The organism is Chitinophaga sp. G7 BAM 1005 (assembly GCF_057126945.1).
The window spans coordinates 6,095,046-6,120,293 of sequence record NZ_CP181478.1; the positions used below are offsets into that span (position 1 = coordinate 6,095,046).

General features: G+C 47.8%; 16 protein-coding genes. 8 read left to right on the forward strand and 8 right to left on the reverse strand.

Annotated elements, in window-relative coordinates:
* Positions 1 to 15: 15 nt before the first annotated feature.
* From ACMXI2_RS24460 to ACMXI2_RS24470, 3 genes are read right to left on the reverse strand one after another with little or no spacing between them, the layout of a single operon-like run.
* The gene (locus ACMXI2_RS24460; protein ID WP_483778603.1) at positions 16 to 1,359 is read right to left on the reverse strand and encodes an alpha-L-fucosidase; all 1,344 of its coding nucleotides are present in this window, start codon (positions 1,357 to 1,359) and stop codon (positions 16 to 18) included.
* A 36-nt stretch (positions 1,360 to 1,395) separates the two neighbouring features.
* Positions 1,396 to 3,555 carry an alpha-galactosidase gene (locus ACMXI2_RS24465; protein WP_483778604.1) on the reverse strand — a complete coding sequence of 720 codons (2,160 nt, stop codon included), beginning with the start codon at positions 3,553 to 3,555 and terminating at the stop codon, positions 1,396 to 1,398.
* Positions 3,556 to 3,578: 23 nt separating this feature from the next.
* Positions 3,579 to 5,375 carry an alpha-L-fucosidase gene (locus ACMXI2_RS24470; protein WP_483778605.1) on the reverse strand — a complete coding sequence of 599 codons (1,797 nt, stop codon included), beginning with the start codon at positions 5,373 to 5,375 and terminating at the stop codon, positions 3,579 to 3,581.
* A 779-nt stretch (positions 5,376 to 6,154) separates the two neighbouring features.
* On the opposite strand from ACMXI2_RS24470, the gene ACMXI2_RS24475 reads away from it, so the two are divergent.
* The 7 genes from ACMXI2_RS24475 (at position 6,155) to ACMXI2_RS24505 (ending at position 15,196) form a co-directional block, all read left to right on the forward strand.
* Positions 6,155 to 6,727 carry a TetR/AcrR family transcriptional regulator gene (locus tag ACMXI2_RS24475; protein WP_483778606.1) on the forward strand — a complete coding sequence of 191 codons (573 nt, stop codon included), beginning with the start codon at positions 6,155 to 6,157 and terminating at the stop codon, positions 6,725 to 6,727.
* A 40-nt stretch (positions 6,728 to 6,767) separates the two neighbouring features.
* Positions 6,768 to 7,208, forward strand: a complete 441-nt coding sequence (locus ACMXI2_RS24480; RefSeq protein WP_483778607.1) for a universal stress protein — start codon at positions 6,768 to 6,770, stop codon at positions 7,206 to 7,208.
* 233 nt (positions 7,209 to 7,441) lie between these two features.
* Positions 7,442 to 9,112 carry a hypothetical protein gene (locus tag ACMXI2_RS24485; protein WP_483778608.1) on the forward strand — a complete coding sequence of 557 codons (1,671 nt, stop codon included), beginning with the start codon at positions 7,442 to 7,444 and terminating at the stop codon, positions 9,110 to 9,112.
* Between the two features lie 32 nt (positions 9,113 to 9,144).
* Complete coding sequence (locus ACMXI2_RS24490) at positions 9,145 to 10,080, forward strand: hypothetical protein (RefSeq protein WP_483778609.1); 936 nt, start codon at positions 9,145 to 9,147, stop codon at positions 10,078 to 10,080.
* A 63-nt stretch (positions 10,081 to 10,143) separates the two neighbouring features.
* On the forward strand, positions 10,144 to 11,715 hold the full coding sequence (locus ACMXI2_RS24495) for a T9SS type A sorting domain-containing protein (RefSeq protein WP_483778610.1): 1,572 nt from the start codon (positions 10,144 to 10,146) through the stop codon (positions 11,713 to 11,715).
* A 127-nt stretch (positions 11,716 to 11,842) separates the two neighbouring features.
* Entirely contained in the window at positions 11,843 to 14,422 is a 2,580-nt protein-coding gene (locus tag ACMXI2_RS24500; RefSeq protein ID WP_483778611.1) for a phosphatidylglycerol lysyltransferase domain-containing protein, read from the forward strand.
* A 57-nt stretch (positions 14,423 to 14,479) separates the two neighbouring features.
* Complete coding sequence (locus tag ACMXI2_RS24505) at positions 14,480 to 15,196, forward strand: AcvB/VirJ family lysyl-phosphatidylglycerol hydrolase (RefSeq protein ID WP_483778612.1); 717 nt, start codon at positions 14,480 to 14,482, stop codon at positions 15,194 to 15,196.
* On the opposite strand, the gene ACMXI2_RS24510 is transcribed toward ACMXI2_RS24505, so the two are convergent.
* The 5 genes from ACMXI2_RS24510 to ACMXI2_RS24530 all read right to left on the reverse strand — a co-directional run bounded on the left by ACMXI2_RS24510 (position 15,186) and on the right by ACMXI2_RS24530 (position 23,269).
* The gene (locus ACMXI2_RS24510) at positions 15,186 to 15,881 is read right to left on the reverse strand and encodes a LytR/AlgR family response regulator transcription factor (RefSeq protein ID WP_483778613.1); all 696 of its coding nucleotides are present in this window, start codon (positions 15,879 to 15,881) and stop codon (positions 15,186 to 15,188) included. The genes ACMXI2_RS24505 and ACMXI2_RS24510 overlap by 11 nt on opposite strands.
* Before the next feature lie 438 nt (positions 15,882 to 16,319).
* A complete protein-coding gene (locus ACMXI2_RS24515) occupies positions 16,320 to 16,595 on the reverse strand; it encodes a hypothetical protein (RefSeq protein WP_483778614.1) in 276 nt (91 codons plus the stop codon).
* Between the two features lie 222 nt (positions 16,596 to 16,817).
* Positions 16,818 to 18,185, reverse strand: coding sequence for a TlpA family protein disulfide reductase (locus tag ACMXI2_RS24520; RefSeq protein ID WP_483778615.1), 1,368 nt, complete (start codon positions 18,183 to 18,185; stop codon positions 16,818 to 16,820).
* Positions 18,186 to 18,384: 199 nt separating this feature from the next.
* Positions 18,385 to 20,568 (reverse strand): DUF5916 domain-containing protein, encoded by a 2,184-nt coding sequence (locus tag ACMXI2_RS24525; protein ID WP_483778616.1) that lies wholly within the window; start codon positions 20,566 to 20,568, stop codon positions 18,385 to 18,387.
* Between the two features lie 88 nt (positions 20,569 to 20,656).
* A complete protein-coding gene (locus tag ACMXI2_RS24530) occupies positions 20,657 to 23,269 on the reverse strand; it encodes a family 20 glycosylhydrolase (RefSeq protein ID WP_483778617.1) in 2,613 nt (870 codons plus the stop codon).
* 378 nt (positions 23,270 to 23,647) lie between these two features.
* On the opposite strand from ACMXI2_RS24530, the gene ACMXI2_RS24535 reads away from it, so the two are divergent.
* Positions 23,648 to 25,231, forward strand: a complete 1,584-nt coding sequence (locus tag ACMXI2_RS24535; protein ID WP_483778618.1) for an FMN-binding glutamate synthase family protein — start codon at positions 23,648 to 23,650, stop codon at positions 25,229 to 25,231.
* Positions 25,232 to 25,248 lie beyond the last annotated feature (17 nt).

Consider the following 25,248-nt stretch of genomic DNA (forward strand, 5'->3'; position numbering starts at 1 on the left):
CAGGATAACATTCGCTTACTGCAAAATCAACTCTATTACCGGGATCTCCACATCCGGCTTACGCACCGGCAATTCCAGCGCCAGGTCGCCTTTATCAGTGCCCCGCATCTTCACCTCAGAACCATCGTTCAATAACTGTGCATATTTCACTTTACCTTTCATGCCCGGCAGCTCAAAACGCTGTAACGGATAATCCAGCAGATGCACATACAAACGTTTGGTAGTTGGATTGTAAGTAAGCAAGCTGTTATCCGGACGTTTGAACGCTGCCGGCGCTTCGGTACAACCGTAAATGGAACGGCCATTCACCTGCATCCACTCGCCCATTCCTTTCAGCCTGTCCTGTGCACGGGCATCAAAAGTACCGCGGGAAGTAGGCCCTACATTCAGCAGCAGGTTACCGCCTTTGCTCACGGATTCAATCAGTAGCACCAGTAATTGCTTGTTATCTTTCCAGGAAGTTTCATCACGGTAATATCCCCATGAACCGGAGAAAGTCTGACAGGTTTCCCAATGGATACGCTTACCGTTACGGGTGGGCCATTCGGATACTTTATATTGCTCCGGTGTGGCAAAATCACCGCCGTCTTCGTATTCACCCAGGTCCAGGCGGTCATTGATGATAATACCTGGTTGCAGTTTACGGATCATCTTAATGAGATCCAGCGAATTCCAGTCGTTATGATCTTTTCCATGTTCACCGGGAAAAGAGAAGTCGGTCCAGAGGATGTCTATTTTTCCATAATTGGTCATCAGTTCCTTCACCTGGTTCTTCAGATAAGTACGGTATTTTTCCATATCACGGCCCTTATTCAGCTCCTCATAATCCTTTGGATCGGAAGGACGCTGCGGATGCACCCGATCAATGGTATAATCCGGATGATGCCAGTCGATCAGCGAATAGTAAAATCCTACTTTCAATCCTTCTGCCCGGAAAGCGTCTACCCATTCTTTGATCAGATCTCTTTTAGCGGCGGTATTAGGCGCCTTATAATCGGTGTATTTGGAATCAAACAAACAGAATCCTTCATGGTGCTTGGTGGTGATCACCGCGTACTTCATACCTGCTGCTTTCGCCTGCCGGGCCCATTCACGTGGATTGTACAGGTCCGGGTTGTAGAGGTCGAAATATTTCTGATAGGCGCTGTCGGTGATATGCTCATTACTCTTTACCCATTCATGGCGGGAAGGCATGGAATACAATCCCCAGTGAATAAACATGCCAAAGCGGTCGTTCACCCACCAGGCCAGCCGTTGTTCTTTTTGTGCATCCGTTTCGTTGAATATTTTCTTCTCCTGTGCATTTACTGCCGACAGGAAAACCAGAAAAGCGAGGATACAAAGCGATAGTTTCTTCATAACTAATAAATTATACAAATTTGGTTTGATACAAGGTTATTCTGCTACCAGCCAGGTGTAGCCATTTGCCGGGATCGTTACTTTAATATGCGCGCTGTAACTACGGTCAAGCGTATACGTTTTTAGCGCGCCTTCTTTTTCCCGGATACGTACGCTTTGTGTGAGCCCGCTGTAATACAAGGGCAAAGCCACTTCACGGGTAATTGCCTGTTGGGTTGGGTTATACAGCATCACCAGGGCCTTTTGCGGCAATTGTGCGCTTACGTGCATAATCCCGTCCCAATCGCGGCCATCTGCCCTGCGCAGGTGGATGATATCGGTATTGAGAATGTTGCGGTATTTTTTATACCAGGTGATCATATTCTTCACCAGGTTTTTGGTGCTATCGGTATCGTATAAACGCGGACCGCGGTAGCATGCCTGAACACCGGCGCCATAGTACTGTGCCATCAGCTGGTCGTACGCGTCCAGGTGATCTTTCAGCGGTTCAAGGGTAGCAGCTGCGCCACCGCCCTGGTATTCACTGAGCGGTACAAAGCCCCAGCTCATGGAGGGGGTTTTCTCCCAGGTGCCGTCAAAAATATTCTGCCTGTTGAGGATCAGTTGTTCTGCGCGCGGCAGGGAAAAATTTACTTCCCGGTATCCCAATGCTATTTTATTGGTACCATCCATGAAGTACCAGTCGGGGGCATTTACATACACGCCTTTTTCATTGAGCCAGTGATAAAGCCCTTTCTGTAACTGCATTTGCTTCCACTGGGAATCTTCCAGGCCGGTGTGACCGGGGTGTGTGGCGGATGCGCAAACATCTCCAGGATAAGGGCCATCGTTTTCAAAAATATCGAAGCCGGTAGCGCTGATAAAGCTCTTAATTTTCTGCAGATAACTCAGGCCCCATTTACTTCCCATGCAGGGAGCATTCCCGAAAAATGCGCCGCCTGTTTTGCCGGTAGCCGGGTTAATTACGTCATCTTCCTCACTGATACGCCTGCTCGAAAACAGGGAGTAACCACCCAGCAGTATCTTTTTACTATGTGCATAATCTGCCAGTGTTTTGAACTTAGCGATGTTGGCAGCACCGGTATCTTCCATATTCAAACCGCTGCCAAAGCTAAGAATCACGCCTTCATAGCCGGTTGCAGCGCACTGGTCAATGATCGCCTTTACTTTTACCGGGTCGGTACTTACCAGGTGCATGAAAATGGGATTTTCTGTGGTCCAGGGTGCGATAGTGCGGTAAAATCTTCTTTTAGCCAATCCATTCCTTTCGCGGTCGTAGCTGTCAAACAACAGCTCATAGGTACGGATAGATTCAAAATGTTCACCGGCAGCTAAGGTAATGCCTACCGGTACAACCGGGTATACTTCCAGCAGACAGGGCGTTTGCAGATCATAGTTTACCTGGGAGGTGTAGGTGCTGTCTGCTTTCCAGTGTGTAGTTTGATCACTGAGATTTGCCTTCATCGCATTATTGAAAGCATAATTACTTTCAATATAAATTCCGTGTGGTACCTGCATTTTATTCACACCGCCTACTACTGCAGATTCTTCTTCCGGTGTTGCCAGTATTTCATTCACTACCTGTTGCAGCTTTACGGGTTGTCCGCTCTGGTTAGTGATCTCCAGCCATTTCGAGATGAGTGGAATGCCATCAAATATATCGTAGTGTACTTTAACATGGATGCCCTTCAGTTCGGGCGCCTGCGCCTCATAAGAAAAAGTAAGCTCTTTGCCGGTAGCTTGCTTTGGATTGCTGCACCAGCCGTTTGCCTGCCATTTTAAATAGGGAGAGATGGAGGTTACCTGGTGACCGCTGTATATAAAATCTGTTGCACCGGCATTCAGGTTATCCAGCCATGCGGGAAGCAGGTACGCCTGTTGTTTTTGGCCTTGTGCGCCGCCAATCATATAGTCGTGCCCGTTAATAGTAAGCCTGGCTTCCGGCTTAATGGCGCGCAGCAACTGTTCACCACTCACCAGGTTACGGTAGTCGGTACAAATTACGTTGGGGGCTATACGAAAACTCCGGCTCAGTAATCCGTTGCTGAGCGTAATTTCCTTACCCTTTTCAGTTACCGAGGCGATATACGACTGGTGGCTGATGAGCCAGTCGGTTGCAGGGGCTTTCACCTGTGCGATCGCCATACCGGCATAAAGACTGGCAACCAGTCCAAACAGGAGTTGTGTTTTTTTCATGTTCTTGTTCTTCTGATAAATTATTATTTCACTGGTTGCAGAATTACCTTCCGTAACCAGCATAATTCACTTTTGTTACCGGAAACCGGTTTCACTGTCAGGTTTTGTTTTCCTTCCTTGTCGATATGTATAATGCCTATTGCGTGTTGGATAAAGTTCATGGGTTTGTGGCTGTCGTAGCTACCGGTTACCAGCGTAAGGAAAGGCAGTTGTTGTCCGCCGAGGGTTACCAGTCCTTGTTGCGAGGCGCTTCCCGGTTCGCATGCGTAGTCCAGTATAATTTTATAGTCGCCTGCGTCCTGCACTTCCAGCGGAAATACGATGGCGTCGTCGGGGGTTACCATACCGGTGATACAGTTATCATGTTTCCAGTCGCCAAAGTAATGAGAATAAGTAAAAAGTTTGCTCCGGGCGGCGCCATTAAAAACGGCCCATACGGCGGGTATTTCCGCCTGTGGATATTCGTTGCTCACGGTTTGCGTGCGGAGCTGCGATAAGTCGGTTTGCCGGCCGGTATACTCCACTTCTACCACGGTGCTTCGTGTATCCGGCAAGGTTACCGGCAGGCGGATAATAGTTTCTTCCGGCAACTGTTTCCATACGAGCGGGTTTTTAGTGCCCATGATTTTCACCGATTTAATTTTTGCGGTGAGTCCGGGTACCCGTAGCTGCCTGTTGGCAGGCAGTTGCCAGATATGCAGGAATAACTTTCCGGGCTTACTGGTGGTTACGCCCCAGGGCTGTGCCGGGATCAGTCCCCAGGTAGTGCCGTAAATGCTTTCGCCGTAAGTTTGCAACCATTTACCGGTAGCTTTCAGGTATGCTATGGAATAGGCGGGCCATTGGCCATTGCCATCTGGACCAACATTCAGCATGAGGTTTCCTCCTTTGGAGGCCACGTTACCGAGGAGCCTGATGATTTCCGCAGGTGATTTAAAGTTCAGGTCGTGCCGGATATAACCCCAGGAGTCGTTATGTGTATAAATGGATTCCCAGGCGCCGGGGATGGGAACCGGGGGCACTTCAGAGTCGCCAAAGTCGCGGTAGTCACCTAGATCATGACCTACACGGCTGCTGAATAAGCAGCCTGGCTGCAGTAACCGGAGACTATCGATCATTTGTTTCGTTTGTGCTGCGGTTAATCCGCCGGGCATATCAAACCACACAAGGCCCAACGGACCGTAATTGGTTAATAGTTCTTTCAGCTGCGGGATCGATTTGGTGCGATAGTATTGCTGGTAATCTTTCTCTTTATTTTTAAAATCCCAGTTATTCCCACCGCCGTTAGGTTCGTGCCAATCGAGGAACTGTGAGTAATAGAATCCGAATTGTATACCTTTTGCGCGGCAGGCGTCGGAGAGCGCCTTCATGGGGTCTTTTTTATAGGGAGATGCGTCTACAATATCAAAGTCTGTTACTTTGGAATCGTACATGCTGAAGCCATCGTGGTGTTTGGCGGTGATCACCATATATTTAATCCCCGATTGCCGGGCTGTTTCCGCCCACTCGTCTGCATTAAATCCTGTAGGGTTGAATGTTTGCGCTACTTTGGCATATTCAGCAGCAGGCGCTTTTGCGCGGTTCATGATCCATTCACTGCTGCCGTAGTAGCTGCTGTCTTTCCACCGGCCGCCGAGTTTAGAATAAAGTCCCCAGTGAATAAACAACCCGAATTTTGCTTCCCCGAACCATTTCAGCCCCGGGTGGAGCTTATTGGCTACGGCACCTTTATTCCACATATCCGGCATGTCCTGGGCATTCCCTTTTAGCGGGGTGAGCAGGCATAGGAATAGCAATAACGTTGGAATCCGGTGAAACATATAGCTAATTTAGTAGTACAATCCGTAAAAAATATACATATCCCGCGGCATATGCAAATGCATGGAAAATGGTATCAGGGAAAGGGAAAATGCTACAATCAAAGATAAAGGGGGCTCTTCGCGTCATTAACCAATGATTAACGATTATTCCAGTTAGTAATATTTAACTTCAGCATTGACAAGTTACAATAACTAAGCAAATTGGTAACTTTCCAAATTCAGCAATCATCTTATTTAGCTTAATAACAGGCTATAATGTGTTATCAGCATCTGACGCGATGCCGCAGGTGCCATGTGAATGTTCTAAAGACCTCTGCTGTTGTCATCAGCAGGGGTTTCTTTTTTTGACCTTCCCCCGTTATTTCAATTCTTGTTTAGGTTTAATTAACGCTCTGCAGCAGCGACCGGGCTAATATTGTTTTACCGTTTTATGTTCAGTATTACCTGAAATGCATACAACTAACAAATATCTTACCTGTTGGCCTTTTCAGGCCGACGGAGAATTTTTCAGCCTGGTATTGGGGCTTACAGAGGGTTATAAATGCAGTATTGGGCGGGCGATGCCGGGTATAAGCATGTAAACAGTCGTCCGTTCTGGTTATTCCCTGATTATTGTTCCTGTACCGTAAAACACTGGTTGCGTTTAAGCAATCACCCACCGGTTTCACAATCAATGGGTTTTTGATTTAATCATCATCTAGCTACAGCGCCTCTGCGGTTTCCACTGCGGAGGCTTTTTTGATGTTGAAAATGAATATCTATTCGCTTATATTTGTAGGGTGAAACTGAAAGACGATAAAAAAGCAGCCCAGATTTTCCAGTCGGCACTCAAGCTGGTGGTTAAAAAAGGGTTGTCCGGCGTTACAATGGGCGACATCTCCCGGGAAGCCGGCATTGCCACAGGTACCCTGTATGTTTACTTCAAAGGGAAAGATGAACTCATCAATGCCTTATTTGCCGCCTGCAGGGAAAACTCGGTACAGGTATCTTTTAAAGGTTACAACCCACAAATACCCTTCAAACCCGGGTTTAAAAGTATCTGGCTGAATATCCTGCGCTATAAGCTGCAACACTTTGAAGAAGTGATTTTCATGGAGCAATGTTATCATTCACCCTTTATCACTGCCGGTACAAGAGAAAAAGCCCAGCAGCTGTCGGCCCCCTTCTATGCCTTGATGGAAAGAGGCCAGAAAGAACAACTTATCAAGCAAACAGATATTGGACTATTGCTCACCTTTATGATGGGCGCCATGAATGAACTGGTAAAACAAACGCATTACAGCAGTATCAGCCTCAACAGAAGCCGGATCAACACTACTTTCGACCTTTGCTGGGATGCCCTGAAAGCATAATGATAAATGAATAAACGTTCACAAATTAATACCTCTGCATATGTCAGACATCATGATCGCAGTAGACCTGAGCAGCTTTTCAGAAAACCTGATCAGGACCGGCCTGGAACTGGCCGATAAAATGAATGCTTCCGTTACCCTTTTCTCTGTAGTAGAAATAGGCATCGGCATCGGCCTGCCGGAAGGCGGACCGGTATTTACCGACGATATTCCGGCACGTATCCGGGAAGTGGAGGAAAGACTGGAAGCCTACAAACAAAATTATCCGGATAACAAAAACATCAGCATTGTGGTAGGCACCGGGAATCCTAAAAATGAAACACTGGTACAGGCACATGAAAGCAATGCCACCGTGCTGGTGGTAGGTACCCACGGGCGAACCGGCCTGGATCATATGCTGCTGGGCAGCAATGCGGAATATATTATCCGCCACTCCCGTATACCCGTACTGGTTGTTCCCTATAACCAGGAAGAACACTAAGCACAACACGCAACAATTAATAAAACAGCAACAGTTCCGGCGGTTGCGAACACCCAGCGGTTCCGCGAGGGTGTTTTTTTTATACCTATGCTGCAACTTAAACACCTGATAAAGGTTATATTTATAATGAATAATTAAAGTCCCTCTGCGCGTTAAACCTCAGCTCCCCAGTCCAAAACTGGTAACGGATTTTTTATGTTCGCAACTCTCCTTCTCACCTCTCAACTATTACTATGAAAAAAAATTACTCTGGCAAAGGCATCTTACTGGTATTATTATTCCTGGTGCTGGCCCCCGCTGTATCTGCACAGCTCAAAATCGGCGATAATCCTGCTACTATCAACAAATCTTCTATCCTGGAACTGGAAAGCCTGCGCCAGGGCTTACTCCTGCCCCGAATTGCGGATACTACCCTCGCGCCGCTGAACACAGCACCCGACGGGATGATCATTTATCACACAGTCACCCAGAGCCTGATGGTACGTCGTAACGGATACTGGTCAGCACTGGTAGATAGCCTGAACGCCTCCGCCGGCAGCTGGCAGCTGAAAGGAAATGCCGGTACCACCGCAGCCAACTATCTCGGAACCTCCGACAACCAGCCCTTATCCATCCGCACCAACGCTACAGAGGCCATCAGCATCAGCAATACGCAAACAGTAGCCCTTAAACAGGTACCTGCCAGCGCTACGCTCATCAGCGTACTGATGATAGACCCGGCCACCGGCGCCATCAACCAGCGGAACCTTTCCCCGGCTGCTTTTACTGACGCCATCAGAACACTCAACGGCGTAGCCAAACAAGGCTTCACCATCCGGGCAGATACCCTGAATGCAGATTTTGGCGTAACTACCAATGCAACAGATAGTACCATCACCCTGAATGTGCCCATTGTTGGTACTGCTTCCCAACGCACAGGGTTGCTCACATATGAAGACTGGCAATCTTTCAGTAACAAACAAAAAGCTATTACCGTAGGCGCCTTCATTCTTACTCCCGGCGATCCAAACGGCCTTGTGCTGAATAACACCACAGGCGTATTACAGCTGGTAGCTGCAGATGCCACCAATCCCGGCGGCGTATCTATCGGCACGCAAACCTTTGGCGGCGTTAAAACCTTCAACGACAGCGTAAGCATAGTTACCGGGCTGGGCGTAACCGGACAAGCTACCGTTGGCAGCGGCCTCAAAGTAAACGCCGGCGGCGCCAATATTACCGGCGCCGTAGTGCTGGCCACCGCTCCTCCGGATGTAAGCACCCCGGTTACCACCGTATTATTCCGTAATCCCACAACCGGCGCCCTGGAAAAAAGAGAAGTAGATTCTGCTGCTTTCTCCGCAGGCATCCGCCGGATAAACGGACAAACCGGCCCCGACATTTATATCAAAACAGGGAAAGCCGGTACCGACATCTCACTCGACAGTACCAGCGTAACCAATACCCTTACCCTGAATATTCCAGATGCAGGCGTTACAGCACGGGGTGTGGTAAATGACTCCACTCAAACCTTCGCGGGTTTTAAAACCGTAAGAGATACGCTGGCAATAGGCAAAAATGCGATTGTGGGCGCAGGCACACAACCTAATTCCACCCTCGATGTACAAGGTTCCATGTCGTTAAAGATAAGGACCGCCACCAGCAACGAAGCACTGGCAGAAACAGATAATACCCTGCTTGTAAATGCTGGTTCAGGAGCTGTTACCATTACATTGCCACCAGCGTCAAACATCACAGGACGCATCTATACCATCAAAAAAATAGCCGGCTCCATCGACAATGCCGTTACCCTCCAGCCACAGGGAGGCGCACAAATCGAAGGAGGCGCCAACTACATCATCTATAACAATTACACCTATGTAACAATTCAAACAGATGGTTCCAACTGGTATGTGATCAGAAAGTAAACCGATTTATTGTTACCTGTAAATTGTTATTCATGCTGAAAACAAGCATCCAAACCGGCACATGGCTATGCCTGCTGTTGTTGCTGTATATCCCCGTATATGCACAACAACTCAAGCTGGGAGATCCTACCACCTCTCCGATTAAAGCGGCATTGCTGGAGCTCAATACCACTAACCAGGGACTATTGTTGCCGCGTGTTACAGATACTGCTGTGGCGCCACTCAATGTTTCCCCGGATGGTATGATCATTTACTACAAACCAGCCAGCAGCTTACTTATCAGAAGGAATGGCTCCTGGTCGATATTAGCGGATAGCACGGCGGTCAGCAACAATCAATGGTTACTGAGCGGAAATGCAGGTGTTGATAGCGCCACGAAATTCCTCGGTACGACCACTGCAAACCCGGTGAATTTGCGCACCAACAATTTAAACCGGGTGATCATTTCCAGTACCGGCAACGTAGGCATTGGCACTACCACGCCATCATCGATGTTGCATATAAAACCCGGTACGGCTAATACTTCCGGGGTACGACTGGAAAACCTGACCAGCGCGTCCTCTGTTACTGCAGGCACAGGCGCACTGGGTGTAGACGCCAGTGGAAATGTAGTAAGAACGGCAACGGCCCCCGTGTTCTATAATGGCGCCGGCGTGATATCACAGTCCATAAAAATATGGGCCGATTCGGTTAGTCAGCCAGGCTCACCGCTTACTAACGGGCAACTATCCATCGACATTTCCTCCGCCGCATTCACCAAAATCCTGTCGATACAAGCCACTGCCAAAGGCGGTGCTGATTTTACAAATGCTCCGCTGGTCACCATACTGGGATATAGCTTAACCAAAATAAATTTCATCCTCACAGACAGCAAAGCGAGCACGGTGGTACTATTAAGCGTACTCGACGGACTGGAACCAAGTATTGTGAACACCACCAAAATATTCGTCACGGTTATCGGATACTAAATCAACAACATTATAAAACACCGCACTTCCATATTATCCGTTTTACTTCTCCTGGTTGCCGCAATGGCAGTCAGAGCGCAGTCTGTCGCCTGGCTACACCCCAACAGCAAGATGGGAATATTCAGTACAGATACTATTGCCTTTTTTGGCGACATGGTAAATGAGGGAAGTATACGCTCCATGAGCGGGTCGGTAGTAAACTTCTATGGTTTACACTGGCGCAACAGCAACAGTGCCACGATACTGGATGAAAGCAGTGACGGCTACAGCGCTTCAGGCGGATTATTCCGCTTTATGCAAACTAATCCCGCGCTGTATCAGTATATCAGCGGCGGCTACAGCGCAGCAGCAGCACAAGGCCCCAGCTTCCCGAATATCAGTGTGGAAAATTCTCCGGGTGTTTTTTTAGATGACCTCAGCGACCTGAAAATTGTAAATGTACTGGATCTCAAAAGGGGACACATGTTCCTCAATGGCTGGAACCTGGTGGTAGGTCATCATACGCCAGGGGATATACGAAACTATTCTCAGGACCACTTCATCATCACCGGCGACAACTTCGGTGGCGGCGCCCTTTATCGCAGCCACATTTCCGGCGCCGATAATACGGTTGTTTTTCCTATCGGCACCAGGCCATCAAGCTTTACGCCGGTAGCACTGGAAAACCGGGGTGCGCCCGTTACTGTTCGTGCAGGCGTTTCCGATAGTGTAAGAAAACATCTGACTGATGGTGAAAACCTGGTACTGACAAGCGTGAATAAAACCTGGGCGGTAGATGTGTCACAACCGGATGCTGCCCTGAACCTTCACCTGGTACACGATTTGTCGGACGAAGGACCGTCGTATGAAGCCAACCGCAATACCGCGTATCTCGCCAGATTTATAGATACCTCCTGGGACCTGGCTACACAAAGAGCAGCCCCCACCAACCCCAGTCCCTTTACCACAGGAGCTCCCGACAGGCAAAAAGTATTTGTAAGCCGCACCTTTCAACATCTGCGCACCACCAATTACTTTACCAGCCTGGTAGCAGAAACCGTGAACAGTCCAAACAGAACCACGCTGAACTTCTTCAGTGCCACCCGCAGCACTACAGATGAAGACACCGTATTGCTTCACTGGATCACCAGCAGGGAATATTTCTGCCACGGCTTCGCCATCGAAAGAAAATTTGCGGTAAATCAAACTTTCGATTCCATCGGGTTTGTTGGCAGTAAATCACCCGGCGGGATCAGCTTTTACCCGGTGGGATATAATACAACAGATGTACCGGCCAACGACGGTTTTATATTCTACCGCCTTAAAGTCATCATGACAGACGGTTCTTTTTTCTATAGCCCGGTGCGAATCATAAAAGCTAAAAATATCCGGAGCGAAATTGCCATATGGCCAAATCCTGTAAGAGGAGGTGTTCTGCATATTTACTACAGTGCAAACCAGCATGTGAAAGCTATTTCCCTGATTGATGTTCCCGGACACCGGATCATCTATCAGAAATTTGATCAGCCATTGCAGCAACGTAACTATTACGAGCTGAATATTCCTTCGGGCCTTGCCAGGGGAACTTATTTCCTCCGGTTAATCGGAGAAAACAATGAACTTATTCATACCGGGAAGGTTATTCTAATGGAATAAGCACGGAGAGGATCGTGCCCGCAGATTAAAATCCCCTTAAACTCCCCACGGTTACGGGGATTCGTTTAAAAGTTGGTATAACTTTGTAGGCAGTGCGAACAACAGATTTAACGAAACCTACGAACCTTTGAAAAAGAAATTTTTTACTGCTGCATTCTTGCGTAAGCTCCACCTGAAAGAGCTGTTGGCAGTGTTATTTATATTGCTGGCGATTTATTTTTTCCGCTCACAGCGTCATGAACTATATTCCCTGATCCCTGCTATTGAAAAGGCACACAGAAGCTGGGTAGTATTGGGAGTGGTAATAACGATGGCCTATATTTTATTACAGGCAGCCATGTATGTATTCAGTTTTCGTGCAGTAGGCGCAAAACTGGATACCGGCAGAAGTACAGAATTATTCCTGAAGCGCAATCTTTTATCCGTATTCCTCCCGGCAGGCGGCATCAGTTCACTGGCTTATCTGCCACAAAGCTTACGCCGCACCGGACTACATAAGCAACAGATCCACCAGGCTTCCGGCATCTATGGCTTTGTAGGCATCCTGTCTGTTTTCCTGGTGGGCATTCCGGTAGTAGCCTACACCATGTTACATGCAGCCACGATGAAAGATGCTTTGTGGGGACTTATTGCCATCTGTGCGCTGTTGCTCGGCGTAGTATGGCTGGTACGTTCCATGCAATTGAAGGGCAAAGCCTACCAGTGGCTGGTTAGATATTTTCCGGGGGCAGCCCGGCAGGCAGATGAAATATTTACGTTTCAATTGTCGGCGCCCTCCTTCATGAATACCGTGCTCGCATCTGTGCTGATAGAAGTAGCCGGCGTTGGGCATCTTTACCTGAGCATGCTGGCGGTGGGGGTTACACCGTCGCTGGAAGCAGCCTGTGTAGGATATATCGTAGCTACTATCTTTTTAATTATTTCCCCTTTTCTCCGCGGACTGGGCGCCATCGAATTATCGCTGGCCTATATCCTCAGCAACTATGGATTCAGTACGCTGGAGGCACTGGAAATCACTTTATTATTCCGGTTGTTTGAATTCTGGCTGCCGCTGATTGCCGGGATGATAGCCTTTGCCCTGAAAGGCAGGGAGCTGGTATTACGCCTATTGCCTCCTATCCTGATCTTCCTGCTGGGCATGGTGAATATTTTTTCTGTACTCACCCCTCCGCTTGCCAACCGCATGCATGTGCTGCGCGCTTATATTCCCGGCACGTCCATCCATGCTACTAACTTACTGGTGGTATTCCTGGGGCTGGTGCTGCTCGTAACCGCCACCTTTTTATTCCGGGGCTTACGCAGCGCCTGGATTGTGGCACTGGCCGTTTCCTTGTTATCGGTATTTGGTCATATCGGAAAGGCGCTGGATTATGAAGAAGCTTCGCTGGCACTGGTTACCAGCGTAATATTACTCATCACTTCGCGGCAATACCGGGTAAAGAGTAATCCCCAGCTGGTGAATATCGGTGTGGTAACGGCATTGGCTACACTGTTAGTTGTCCTTACTTTTGGTACCATCGGTTTTTATTTTTTGAATGTGAGACATTTCGGGATCGATTTCACGTGGCAGCAATCTATCCGTCATGCTTTCCATTGCTTTATGTTGCTGGAAGATGACGGCCTGCAACCCGTTACCCGGTTCGGAAAAGAATTTATGTCGGCGATACGGGTGTTAGGCGTGAGTGCATGGGCCTTCCTGTTTTATACTATTATACGCCCTTACCTGCATGTTACGCAACAAACCAATAACAGTTTGGAGAAAGCGCGGTTTTACCTGAGCCAGTATGGCGATTCACCGATGGATTACTTTAAAATAGGACACGACAAATTGTTGTTTATGTCTGAACAATACGAGGGTTTCATCGCTTACCGCGTGGCAGGCAGTTTTGCTATTGTACTGGAAGAACCGGTATGCAGCGAAGATAACAAGCTGCTGGTGCTGGAAGAATTTGAACATCAGTGCCGGAAGATGGGCTTGCGGCCTGCTTTCTACCGGGTAGATGAAGACAGCACCTATTATTTCAGTCATCTAAAAAAGAAAAAGATGCTGATCGGACAGGAAGCGATTATGGATATAAGGGGCTTCACGCTGAGTGGCAAAGACAAGAAATCATTGCGTAATGGCCTGAACAGTCTCGCCAACAAGGGTTATGTGACTGCCTTTCACGCGGCGCCACAATCGCCCGCTATGCTGCAGGCTTTGAAAGCAGTGAGCGATGAATGGCTGCATCAGTATGAAGTAAAGGAACTCACTTTTTCGCAGGGACTATTTGATGAAGAAGTGATCCGTAACCAGGATATCATTACCGTAACCGATGCAGAAGGAAAAGTAGCCGCGTTCCTCAATATTATCCCCGACTATGCCCCGGGGGAATGTACCTATGACCTGATCCGCAAGCGCGCCGACGCGCCGGGTGGCGTAATGGATGCGCTGATCATTGCACTGATCCAGGATGCGCAGCAAAAAGAACTGCACTACCTGAACCTGGGAATGGTACCGATGTCCGGCATTATCCAGCCGGAAAACACCGCGGAAAAAATGGTGAAGTATGCATACGAGAAGTTGCGCTTCTTCCGGCATTACCAGGGTTTGCGTGAGTTTAAAGAGAAATATGCCACCGAGTGGACAAATAAATACCTCGTATACGAACATGATTTTGACCTGATACAATTACCTTCTGCACTCAGCAAGGTAATGCAGCCCTGAGGCCGACGAACAATAGCGGAACGGATTTTGTTTTACAGAGAGGCGTTAATTGAGTATATGATACCAGGTAAATTATTCCATGCAGCAAAACTGCTCAGTTTCTTTCTCTTCTTTACAGCATTTCAGTTAAGGGCCCAGAGCGGGGTTAATAACCTGCCGGTGGTGATCAAAGCGCCTCCCGCGGGCAGTACCGCGCCATTGATCGTGTATATAACCGGGGACGGCGGAATGAAAAAGTTTTCTGCGAACGTGACTGAATCCTTCCGTCAGCAGAATTACCCCGTAGTGGCATTGAATGCACTGAAATATTTCTGGAGTAAAAAATCACCGCAGCAGGCAGCAAAGGATATCGCTTCCCTGATTACGTATTACCAGGCGCAGTGGAGCAATAACCACGGTGTGGTACTGGTCGGGTACTCCCTGGGCGCTGATGTGCTGCCGTTTATTTACACCAGCCTGCCACCTGAAATAGCCGGGGAAGTGAAGCACCTGGTATTCCTGTCCCCTTCTCTTTATACGGATCTCGAAGTACATCTTTCGGATATGCTGGGCAGATCCGGTAATAAAGGAATGAGTGTTCCGGCCGAGATCAATAAAATTACCAATAAGCCATTACTGCTGGTATTTGGAGCAGAGGAAAAAGACTTCAACCTGTCTGCGCTGAATGTCCGGTATGAAAAGCTGATCCTGCCCGGCGGGCATGCTTACGACGAAGATGCCGGCGGCGTGGCGGGCAAGATACTGGCGGCATTGCACGCAGGCGTTACTCCATAGGCAGCTGGTACCTTTTGGCCAGTTCCTTTCTCATTTCTTTAGTCAGGGGAATCCTGGCTGCTCCAATCATCACATGGTCATCGGCCAGTGATGTAATGTGGCGGAATCCTACTACAAACCAGTGATGCACCCGCATAAAAGCGCTGGCCGGGAGCTGTAAAATGATCCAATCCAGCTTTTCGGTAGTAACCAGTTTCTGATCGCGGAGATGAAGCATGATATGATCATCCATTACTTCTACGTATTGCAGATCCTCGTAAAATACTTTCTCAAAGCTGTGCTGTGTTTTCAGCGTGAAGCAATCCGCTGCATATTTGGCTGGGTAAGTAATTGCGTTCATTTCTATAGTCTTATAAATTTCAGAGAACACATTGTTTAAGGCTTCGGCGGTAAATGGCAGGTGCATGAGTGCCGCCGGGAGGAAATTAAATCCACCGGGTGGTGTATCATTGTACGCCATCATTAAAACGGGCAATACGCCCGTTATGGTCATTGGAAGGGAAAGCGGATCGTTATAATCTCCTGCTATCAGTACATGAATGGTTTGCGTTTCCAGCCAAAAACGTGTTTCGGCCATCGTCCGGCTTCTGCAAACCAGGTAAACATAGGGGATAGCAGACAAAAAATCCTCCAGCTCTTCAAATCCCTCCGGGTCATTACCCCAAATAATACAGTTTAGTACCATAGAGCTGATTTAGGTCAAATACGGGTACGTAAATTTACTCCAGTCGGTTGCCACGGAAACAGATGATTCAAGTAGGGCAGGTGACTGAACAGAAACCCGCGTATAATCTAAAATCTAATCTAAACCGCGTTATGAAAAAAGGTGATTCTTATAAGCTCTTTATCAGAGCTGACAATAATTTCAGTCGTAAAATTGGATCTATTTCCGGTGGCAACAGTTAATCGAATGTTAAGTATTTTGGAAAAAGAAAGTGGACAGATAAAGCCATTATCCCAAAAGACAATACTTTCCCTGTCCACCCATTAAGGAAGATTACATAAAAGATCCCGGAACAGCTGCATTACAGCTGTGCTACAGATCTAAGGCCCTGAAAGGGCGGCGCGGGCGCAGGGAGAGCTAACAGGGAGGCCGGTTAACTGGTCAGTGCGCGGACCATGTTTACCAAATAAAGAAGCATAAAAGAAACATCGTACTCACGGCGATCAGGTTTTTTGAGAACCTGACGTTGAAGCCGCCTTTTTCTGAGTAGAAGTAACTTTCTTTGTACCGGTCGTACTCAATGGGAGCACCTAACTCCTTCATCATTTTGAGGAATTCATAGAGTGTTCTTTCGGAAATACGAAGCCGCTTGGCTAACTGAGCGGGCTTACCGGTCCCTTTGATCCTAATGAGGTAATCAATGGTCTGTAGTCTGTCAAAATAACGCTTTGGCATGTGGCATAGAGGGGGTCTTAACGGTTATTTACTGAATATACGATTTGTGTCTTTATTAAACCAGCATTATCATATATATATTTAAACGTAAATATTAACAATCTGGTTTAAACGGATTTTCGAAAATTTAGCTGCGGAACAATGGCGTCGATGCGGATTAGCTGCGTACTTTTACTAAACGTTCTTATATCGGTTTTATTGGCTCAACAGCCTGAAAAAAGCTCACTGCAATAATGCTTCATAGATAATATTGATGAGGGCTGTACCGTGGTCCACTGCGGGATCCGGAGGCCGTGTGGCATACACTTTACCATTCTTTCCAACGATAATAAATGAGGGGTACTTACTAATATTGTATTGTGTAAGCACATCACGGCGCTGTTCATCCAGCTGCCATATCCATCCCGGCAAACCCTTTACAGCATTACCATCGCAGCATATATTCACAAACGTAACGCTGTCGTCAAAGCAATTTTTTATTTCTGCCAGCGCAGGCAGCAGCGGATCTGTTCCACTGTAAAAATGCAGCAGTACTACCTTTCCGCTGAATTGCCGCAGGCTCACCAGGTTACCCTGCGCATCCGGAAAACTGAAAGCCGGCGCCATTACGCCTTTACTGATACCTTTCCTGGATCGTCCGTAAAGCTTTGCGATGGCCTGTTTACACGCCTCATCCTGCACCACTTCCAGGTAATCGCGTACACACCACTCCTGCTCCTCCGGCGGATTACCGGCTGCAAAACCCAGCATCAGTGAATGCGCCAGTAATCTGTCGCGTAACCGGCCACTGTAATGCGTTTTAAGCCATTCATAGATGGCCCTGTTGTTACATTCATAACGATGCTGAATAAAATAATCTGCCTCCGCTTTATGCAGCAGGTAACTTAAATAACGTATAGACGTTGCCGTTGTATCTGAAGGAATGATCTGCGGTAATGCAGGTAGTATGTTATCCTTATAAAAAAGTACCTGTCTTTCTTCCAGCGTACTATCCGGCGCTGCAGCCACTTTCCATAAAGTACTCACCAGGCCGGATGCCGCTTCCGCCAACACATGCGGTTTCACCACCGCCCATGTGGCAGTATTCATACTGTCGCGGTAAACAGCCAATACCCTGCCCGCCGCCTGCAACCGCTGCCGGTAAGCCGTTGCCAGCCGGAGCGCGTCAGGCAATGCAGGAACCTCCATTGCGGCCTGCTCCCGCTTAGCTATATAAACCGCCCTGTTTAACACTGCCGCACTGCCGCCAAACCGGATAGTGTCGCCCTGCATCATCATCTGCAAACTGTCCCCTCCGCGGATCATCCCATAAAAATTATATCCATTTCCGGCATCTGCATAAAAAAAAATTACCCTTCCCACCGGAACGGATACACGGAAATAAAAAGAATCCGCTTTTAATAAGGTATCCTGCGTAACTGCCGGGGATATCCCCGGGTCATACCAGTAAGACAATGATACCTTCCGTACAGGACGGTCCACTACCCTGCCCGTAATTACCGTGGCGGATTGTGCTGCAGCTGTTCCTGCCAGCATCAGAAAAATACAGCTGATACGCAGCAGCTGCTTCATCATAGGAAGACGGTTCATAATTAGATTTTAAAATAGTGAAAATCCCCGTAGTAAAAACCACAGGGAGATAATATTCACAACGATAGTAAATGAAAACTTTATATATATCTTAACGGGCATGCCCGCTCGTTACGCCAAACTTGTGGTGCAATGTTAAGTGGTATAAAACTGTAAAGTGTTAATCGAATCTTAACTGTTAATACAAAATGGAATTTATTCAGAGATTAAACCAATACACCAGTTTCAGCACCAAAGCCCGGTTCCTTACATAAAACGGCTCCGGAAGGTAATTGTCGGTATAAACAATAAAAAGGTCAGACGCAGGCCTGTAGCGCCATTGAAAGCGGGTATTCAGGTTCATATTCTTCTGTTGACCGTTGTACTGCATAAACCCGGTAAAAAACAGGGTATTCGTCATCGTTACATCCAACCGGGGCCCAACCAGCCAGAAGGAATTATTGCCCCAGGGCTTTGGTAAATTGATATTGTTATAGTTAGCACTTAATGCAATACTCACATACGGCTGGAAACGATATCCCAGTTCGGTATTAGTCATCAGCCGGCTGCCATCTGCATAATATCCTCCATAGCGGGCCGACAATGAATAGGTAAACAACCTTTGGGGCTTGGACACGTAATCAGCCCCCACGGTGTTCCAGTTATGCTGACTCCCGTTTACCAGGCTATCCTTACCGGTGTTGGTCGGGTCAAAAGGTTGCAGCAGCTTAATATAGGTATTGGACGCCCATACATTGAGCGTGTTCCGCTTCCGGAACACAATGCCGTAGTTGAGCATGGTTTCGTTATCTGTACGATGCATATTAGCCTCATCAAAAAACCAGGTGCTGGTTACCTGCGGCCCATGACTCAATACAGAACCCGATAACGGGAAGAAAAGACGGGTAACCTGCGGCGCTATCTTGATATATCCCTGGCGCGGTACATATCCTACTTCCGCATTATAATTACGCCCCACATATTCGTGCTGCCAGCCAATATTCCACTGCTTACTGGTGTATTGCAGATTGGCCGCATGCGCAACATCATGGCCGGTTTTATCCGGCGTGTACGACTTCAGCAGCATGGCCTTTCCTGTCCAGAAATTATTGGAAGATGCCAGGTTGTACTCCAGTCCCATGTTCCGGTTATACCTGTTGTAAACAGGCTTATCTGTTACTTTTGCCGGATCATAATTTACCGATTCCTTATTAATAAAAATAAAACCCAGGTTGGAGCGGGAAAACACCCGGCGCTGCAAAGCCGCCACGGTAAAGTTCTGCGCCGGCAGCCCGGTTTCCTCCTGCTTCCCCGTTTGCATATTCATTACGCCCAAACGCCAGTCTTTATTAAGTTTACCACTCAACCTCGCGCCAAAGCGGATTGGCACACCACCAAGACCAATACGCCTTGAGAAAAAAGGACGGATAGTAGCATACCCGAAGTTGGACAACTGGTCGCCGTTTTCGAGGAAGAATTGCCGTTTCTCCGGGTAAAATAATTCAAACCGATCGAGATTAGTTACCTGTTTATCCACATCTACCTGCGAGAAATCGGGGTTCACTGTAAGGTCGAGATTCAGCGAAGAAGTAACCGCTACTTTAGCATCCAAACCGGCATCCCGCCGGTATTTGGTGGGAGTAGCCTTATCATAATCCTTTAACATGCCTCCCAGCAGGTACGGGATCAGCGACACATTTGCCCCTGCGGCCGGAGGGGCAGCATCCCATACGAGATTGCCCGTATAGGCCAGCGAAGCCGTGGCAAACTGCCGCGGTACAGGCGCCCATGCCGACTTCTCGGTTGTTTTCAGGTCATTCCGGCCGAAGTTAATGCCCCATTTGGTAATTCCTTTTTTATAACGGATGGTTTTAAAAGGTATCATTGCTTCAAAAACCCATTTATCCGGATAGTTTTTTACTACCGATGTCCACTTGTTATCCCAGCTCAGGTCCACCTTTCCGCCATCGTACATTAAACCGTCCCATTGCGCTCCGGCAGCGTTGGCGCCAAACGAAAAGCCATTGGTCTGATCATCAAACGGGTCCATGAATAAAAGAAAGTTATCATTCTTCAGAAAAGCAAAATCGCGGCGCAATGATTCTACCATATACGGCCCGTCGCCAATGGTATAGTTTTCCACTACCAGGTAAAGGTTCTTGTCGTCGTAGGTCATCCGCACATCCGTACGCAACCTGGCGGCGCTGGTATCCATTGGCAGCACCATATGAAAACCGGTAGCAATATCGGCCTGCAGCCACGCTGCCTCATCTATTACGCCATCTATCTTAACAGGAGAAACCGCCTTGCGGATCTGCAATTGATAAGCATCATTTTTCTTTTGTGCACACACCGGGAAACCAACAACGCAACAGCTAATAATAAGTGGAATAATGCGAAACATCAGGTTGATATGGATTTAACGAACAAAATACAAAAATTGCAAAAGGAGAAAGAAGAAAATGGATGAAGGGTAAATGCAGCGGATTTAATTATAATTTATTATTCTTCATCTGCGTATCAGCTACCGGCACTTTTACAGTAGTAGTCCTGCTGCTGCGGCCTTTGGCACTGAACACCTTCAGTTTCACCGTTTTACCACCTGCTGCAACCGGTGCAGTATATACCGGGCTCTTCAACGTAGGTTCGTCACCGTTAGTAGTATACCTTATCACCAAACCCGGCATCTGGATATTGGCGCTCAACACGCCATTTTCCACTTTCGCGCCTGCAGCAGGAATGCGCCAGTTGAAACCGCCATCGTAATAATCCAGGCGCGGCATTTCGCGTTTACCCATCACATTGCTGAATACACTCCACGCCTGTGCATACAGTGCATCGGCCTTTGCGGAATCTTTCTCGGTAGCCCACTCCGGATCCTGTGCCCATGCCCGTTCTGCGAGGCCCAGTAGCTTTGGCAACATCATATATTCCATACGATCGGAGTTGATCACCGTTTCACTCCACAATAAACCCTGGATACCCGGAATATTAGAAGCGCCAAAACCTGTTAACCGGTCTTTACCCACAAACAACTCCGGTGTAACCGGGTTGCCCCTGCCGTCTACTTTTGAATTCTTGTAATAGTCGAACGGAATAAAATAAAACGGCTTATCCACATCTACAAAACCACCCCAGTAAAATCCGGGCTCGTCAAAAGATTTCATGTAAGCCATATCAAAATAAAAGTTGCTTACACCAGACAGAATTACCTTATATCCTGCATTTGCCAGGCGATAGGATAAATCTTCCTGTCCCCCGCCAATCACATTATTCCATACATTCAGCTGGAAGTGATCATTTACAAAATCAGGATTAGGGATACTCTGCGATGCACCGCCGACGGTTGTTTTACGCATCCCTGCTTCTTCCCATCCGGCTACCGATAAGCCGCGGGCTTTCAGCAGATCATTCACTTTACGGTAGTAATAATACCAGAGGTCATTTACATCTTTCAGTGATTTATCCTGCCGCATCAATGCGATACAGGCGGGCGATTTTTCAAACACGCCGCCCGGTACTTCATCGCCGCCCATATGCACGGATTCAAGTGGGGCGCCGGCTTCTTTATACATCGACTGCAATTCTTCCACCACTTTATCGAGGAAGTGATAAGTAGAGGGCAATGCTACGTTCATCACGTTGTCGTTCCAATATTGAACAGAGTGGTATTCAGATTTATCCTGCAAATCGGTGAGCAGGTATTCGTTGGCTTCCTGGTCACGGCCAGCCGCTTTCAGGCGGTAGTAGCGGGATTCCATTGCCTTTACCGCAGCGCGGGCGTGACCCGGACTTTCTATTTCCGGTAAAACACGTATATGCCTTGCCGTTGCATAGCGGAGAATCTCTATAAAATCGTTGCGTGAAAAATAGCCACTGCCCGCAATGTTGGTAGTATCCGGACCAGAGCCATAAGATGGCGGCAGCATATTTTTCCAGTCGCTGCTATGGCCACGTTTAGCGCCCACGGTAGTGAGTTCCGGCAGGGAAGGGATTTCCAGGCGCCAGCCTTCATCATCGCTGAAGTGAAAGTGCAGCACGTTTAATTTATACAACGCCATCAGGTCGATGATGCGTAACATATCGCGCTTGTTATGAAAGTTACGGGCCACATCTATCATGAAGGCGCGGTAACCAAAGCGGGGCTCATCTGTTACCTCTACTTCCGGTATGGTGATGGTTTTCTGGTTGCCTGCGAATGCGGCCGGAGGCACCAGTGTTTTTAAAGACTGAATGCCATAGAAGGCGCCGGTTTCAGTACCGGCAGTAATGGTAATTCCTTCGGGTGCTACTTTCAAACGATAACCTTCCGGCGCCGTAATAGCTGCATCATACACCAGGTTGATAACTGTTGTTCCTTTTTTTCGTTTACCCAGTAACGTTAGTAACTCAGCATCCAGCGTTGCTGCGCTGGCAGACAGCTGCGGATCGGCTTTCACTTCCGGGAAAGCGTCCAGCACCAGGTTTCTACCGGTGGCGTTGTAGGATTTCGGTGTAGGGAAAACCAGCGGCAGTTGTGATACCGGTATATCTTTCACTGCAGCATTCTGTTTAAATATATCCGTTGGCGTTACTACCGCGGTTTTATCGCCGGGGTAACGCATCAGTTGTTTGGCAGTGGTAGAAGGACGGATACTATAGTCTTTAATGGAGAAACCTTTTTCCGGTTGTTCATCCCATACCAGGTACAACCCAATGGGCGCATCTGTGAAGTTCACTGCCCAGGCGTCGCCGGTAATGGCGAGTTTCACGGAATCCCCGGGGGCGATACCAGTAAAACCATCTGCCGGTGTAAAACGATATAGGTCACCATTGATATGTTCCACTTTCACATGACCCGGCAATTCGCCCGGTGTAACCATCCTGATAAAATTAAAATACAACTGCCATCCTTTGGAAGGAAACGGTTTACCGGCTGTATTTACAAAGGTGAAGGCCGATTGGAAATTGTCGCGGCCCTGGTAGTGGTTTTCTACCACTTCCCAACTGGTTTTCAGCCGGCTGGCATCATAGGGCGTGGATTGTTGCGCCCGCGCCCCCGTTATAGTACTAAATAAGAACAGGCAAGTTGCTACCAGCTTACCAGGATGAATGTATCTTTTCATGTGGTGGATTGATTGAAGATTGGCTTATTTTGAAAGATAATAAAATAATTTAAAAACTAAGGCGGAGATTTTGGCGGATTTTGTCTTTCTCAGGATTAAACTGATTATACTGATTTAAGGATTTGATCACTTTTGATTTTAAAAGATTAGGGGAGATATAAGCGAGTAACCGCTTATATCTCCCCTAATCTTTTGAAATCAAAAAAATAAAATCAAGGGAATCAGTATAATCAGTTTAATCCTGAGAAAGACAAAATCCGCAAAGATTTAACTAATTTATCTGGCATACGTTAAGTAGATTTATAAGAACAATAGCAAAGGAAGTAATCGGCAATCTCCTGAAATCAGGAGCATCAAAAAATCAAAAAATTAAAGTCTATGGTTAAAGCATTTATCGGATTTTCATGTGTGAGTTTAGGCGCTATCGTCGTTTTAGGTTTATTTTTCCCCTGGGTCTTCTGGTTACTGGTGTTGGTATTGCCCATTGTTGTGATGGGCGTCCTTGACCTCCTGCAAACTAAACACGCTATTATCCGCAACTACCCGGTAGTAGGACGGATGCGCTACTGGATGGAAGCGCTGCGGCCAAAAATCTACCAGTACTTTGTGGAAAGCGATATCGATGGCAGCCCTATCAACCGGGTAGACCGTTCCACTATTTACCAGCGTGCCAAGCGGGAACTGGATTCCCAGCCATTTGGCACCCAGTTTAATGTATACGCGGAAGGATATGAATGGATGGCGCATTCCATTCAGCCGCAGAATTTTGATCACCTGGAGAAGGACCCCCGCGTAACCTTTGGCGGGAAAGACTGTAAACAGCCCTATTCCGGCAGCATCCTGAATGTGAGCGCCATGAGCTATGGATCGCTCAGTAACAACGCTGTACAGGCTTTAAACGGTGGCGCCAAAATAGGCAACTTCGCGCATAACACCGGCGAAGGCGGTATCAGTGAAGCTCACCTCAAACAGGGAGGCAACATCATCTGGCAAATAGGTACCGGCTATTTCGGTTGCCGTGATGACGAGGGTAATTTCTCCGATAGTTTGTTTGCAGAAAAAAGCGCGCTGCCGCAAGTCAGAATGATAGAACTGAAAATTTCACAGGGCGCCAAACCCGGTCATGGCGGCATATTGCCGGCGGCTAAAAACACGCCCGAAATTGCAGCCATCCGTCATGTAAAACCACATACTACCGTATTCTCTCCTCCCTATCATAAAGCATTTAACAGTCCGCGGGAAATGATGCTGTTTATTCAGCGCCTGCGGGATCTCAGCAAAGGCAAACCCGTTGGATTCAAGCTATGCATTGGCCAGCAGCGCGAATTCTACGCCATCTGCAAGGCGATGATAGAAACGGATATCTATCCGGATTTTATTACAGTAGATGGTGGAGAAGGTGGCACCGGCGCAGCTCCGCCGGAATTTTCCAACTCTGTGGGCATGCCGCTCATGGATGGCCTTTCCTTTGTACACGACACGCTTACCGGGTTCAATATCCGTCATCATATGAAAATTATTGCATCGGGTAAAATACTCACGGGCTATCATATGCTGCGGGCAATGGCCCTCGGCGCCGATACCTGCAACAGCGCCCGCGCTATGATGATGGCACTTGGATGCATACAGGCATTGGTATGTAACACCAATAAATGTCCTACCGGCGTGGCTACACAGGATAAATGGTTATCTGCCGGCCTGGTGGTAGACGAGAAAAAACACCGCGTGGCCAACTATCACCGTGATACTATTGAAAGCGCTATAGAACTCGCTGGTGCAGCCGGTTTGAAGAATCCGCATGATATTACCAGGCGGCATATTTTCCGCCGGGTATTTATGAACCAGGTGAAAACTTTTGAAGATATATACCCGAGTGTTGCTCCGGGTACATTACTAAACGGACTAATGCCCGAACATCTGAAAAGAGAAATGGAAACCGTGGGGATTGACACCTGGATGTAGTACAAAAGAATGTCGGC

Excerpts from the sequence above, each read along its gene's own strand:
- ACMXI2_RS24525 (WP_483778616.1), bottom strand. The coding sequence starts at position 20,568 with ATGTTTCGCATTATTCCACTTATTATTAGCTGTTGCGTTGTTGGTTTC.
- ACMXI2_RS24470 (WP_483778605.1), bottom strand. The coding sequence starts at position 5,375 with ATGTTTCACCGGATTCCAACGTTATTGCTATTCCTATGCCTGCTCACC.
- ACMXI2_RS24480 (WP_483778607.1), top strand. The coding sequence starts at position 6,768 with ATGTCAGACATCATGATCGCAGTAGACCTGAGCAGCTTTTCAGAAAAC.
- ACMXI2_RS24510 (WP_483778613.1), bottom strand. The coding sequence starts at position 15,881 with ATGGTACTAAACTGTATTATTTGGGGTAATGACCCGGAGGGATTTGAA.
- ACMXI2_RS24520 (WP_483778615.1), bottom strand. The coding sequence starts at position 18,185 with ATGAACCGTCTTCCTATGATGAAGCAGCTGCTGCGTATCAGCTGTATT.
- ACMXI2_RS24490 (WP_483778609.1), top strand. The coding sequence starts at position 9,145 with ATGCTGAAAACAAGCATCCAAACCGGCACATGGCTATGCCTGCTGTTG.
- ACMXI2_RS24505 (WP_483778612.1), top strand. The coding sequence starts at position 14,480 with ATGATACCAGGTAAATTATTCCATGCAGCAAAACTGCTCAGTTTCTTT.
- ACMXI2_RS24460 (WP_483778603.1), bottom strand. The coding sequence starts at position 1,359 with ATGAAGAAACTATCGCTTTGTATCCTCGCTTTTCTGGTTTTCCTGTCG.
- ACMXI2_RS24515 (WP_483778614.1), bottom strand. The coding sequence starts at position 16,595 with ATGCCAAAGCGTTATTTTGACAGACTACAGACCATTGATTACCTCATT.
- ACMXI2_RS24495 (WP_483778610.1), top strand. The coding sequence starts at position 10,144 with ATGGCAGTCAGAGCGCAGTCTGTCGCCTGGCTACACCCCAACAGCAAG.
- ACMXI2_RS24465 (WP_483778604.1), bottom strand. The coding sequence starts at position 3,555 with ATGAAAAAAACACAACTCCTGTTTGGACTGGTTGCCAGTCTTTATGCC.
- ACMXI2_RS24530 (WP_483778617.1), bottom strand. The coding sequence starts at position 23,269 with ATGAAAAGATACATTCATCCTGGTAAGCTGGTAGCAACTTGCCTGTTC.
- ACMXI2_RS24535 (WP_483778618.1), top strand. The coding sequence starts at position 23,648 with ATGGTTAAAGCATTTATCGGATTTTCATGTGTGAGTTTAGGCGCTATC.
- ACMXI2_RS24485 (WP_483778608.1), top strand. The coding sequence starts at position 7,442 with ATGAAAAAAAATTACTCTGGCAAAGGCATCTTACTGGTATTATTATTC.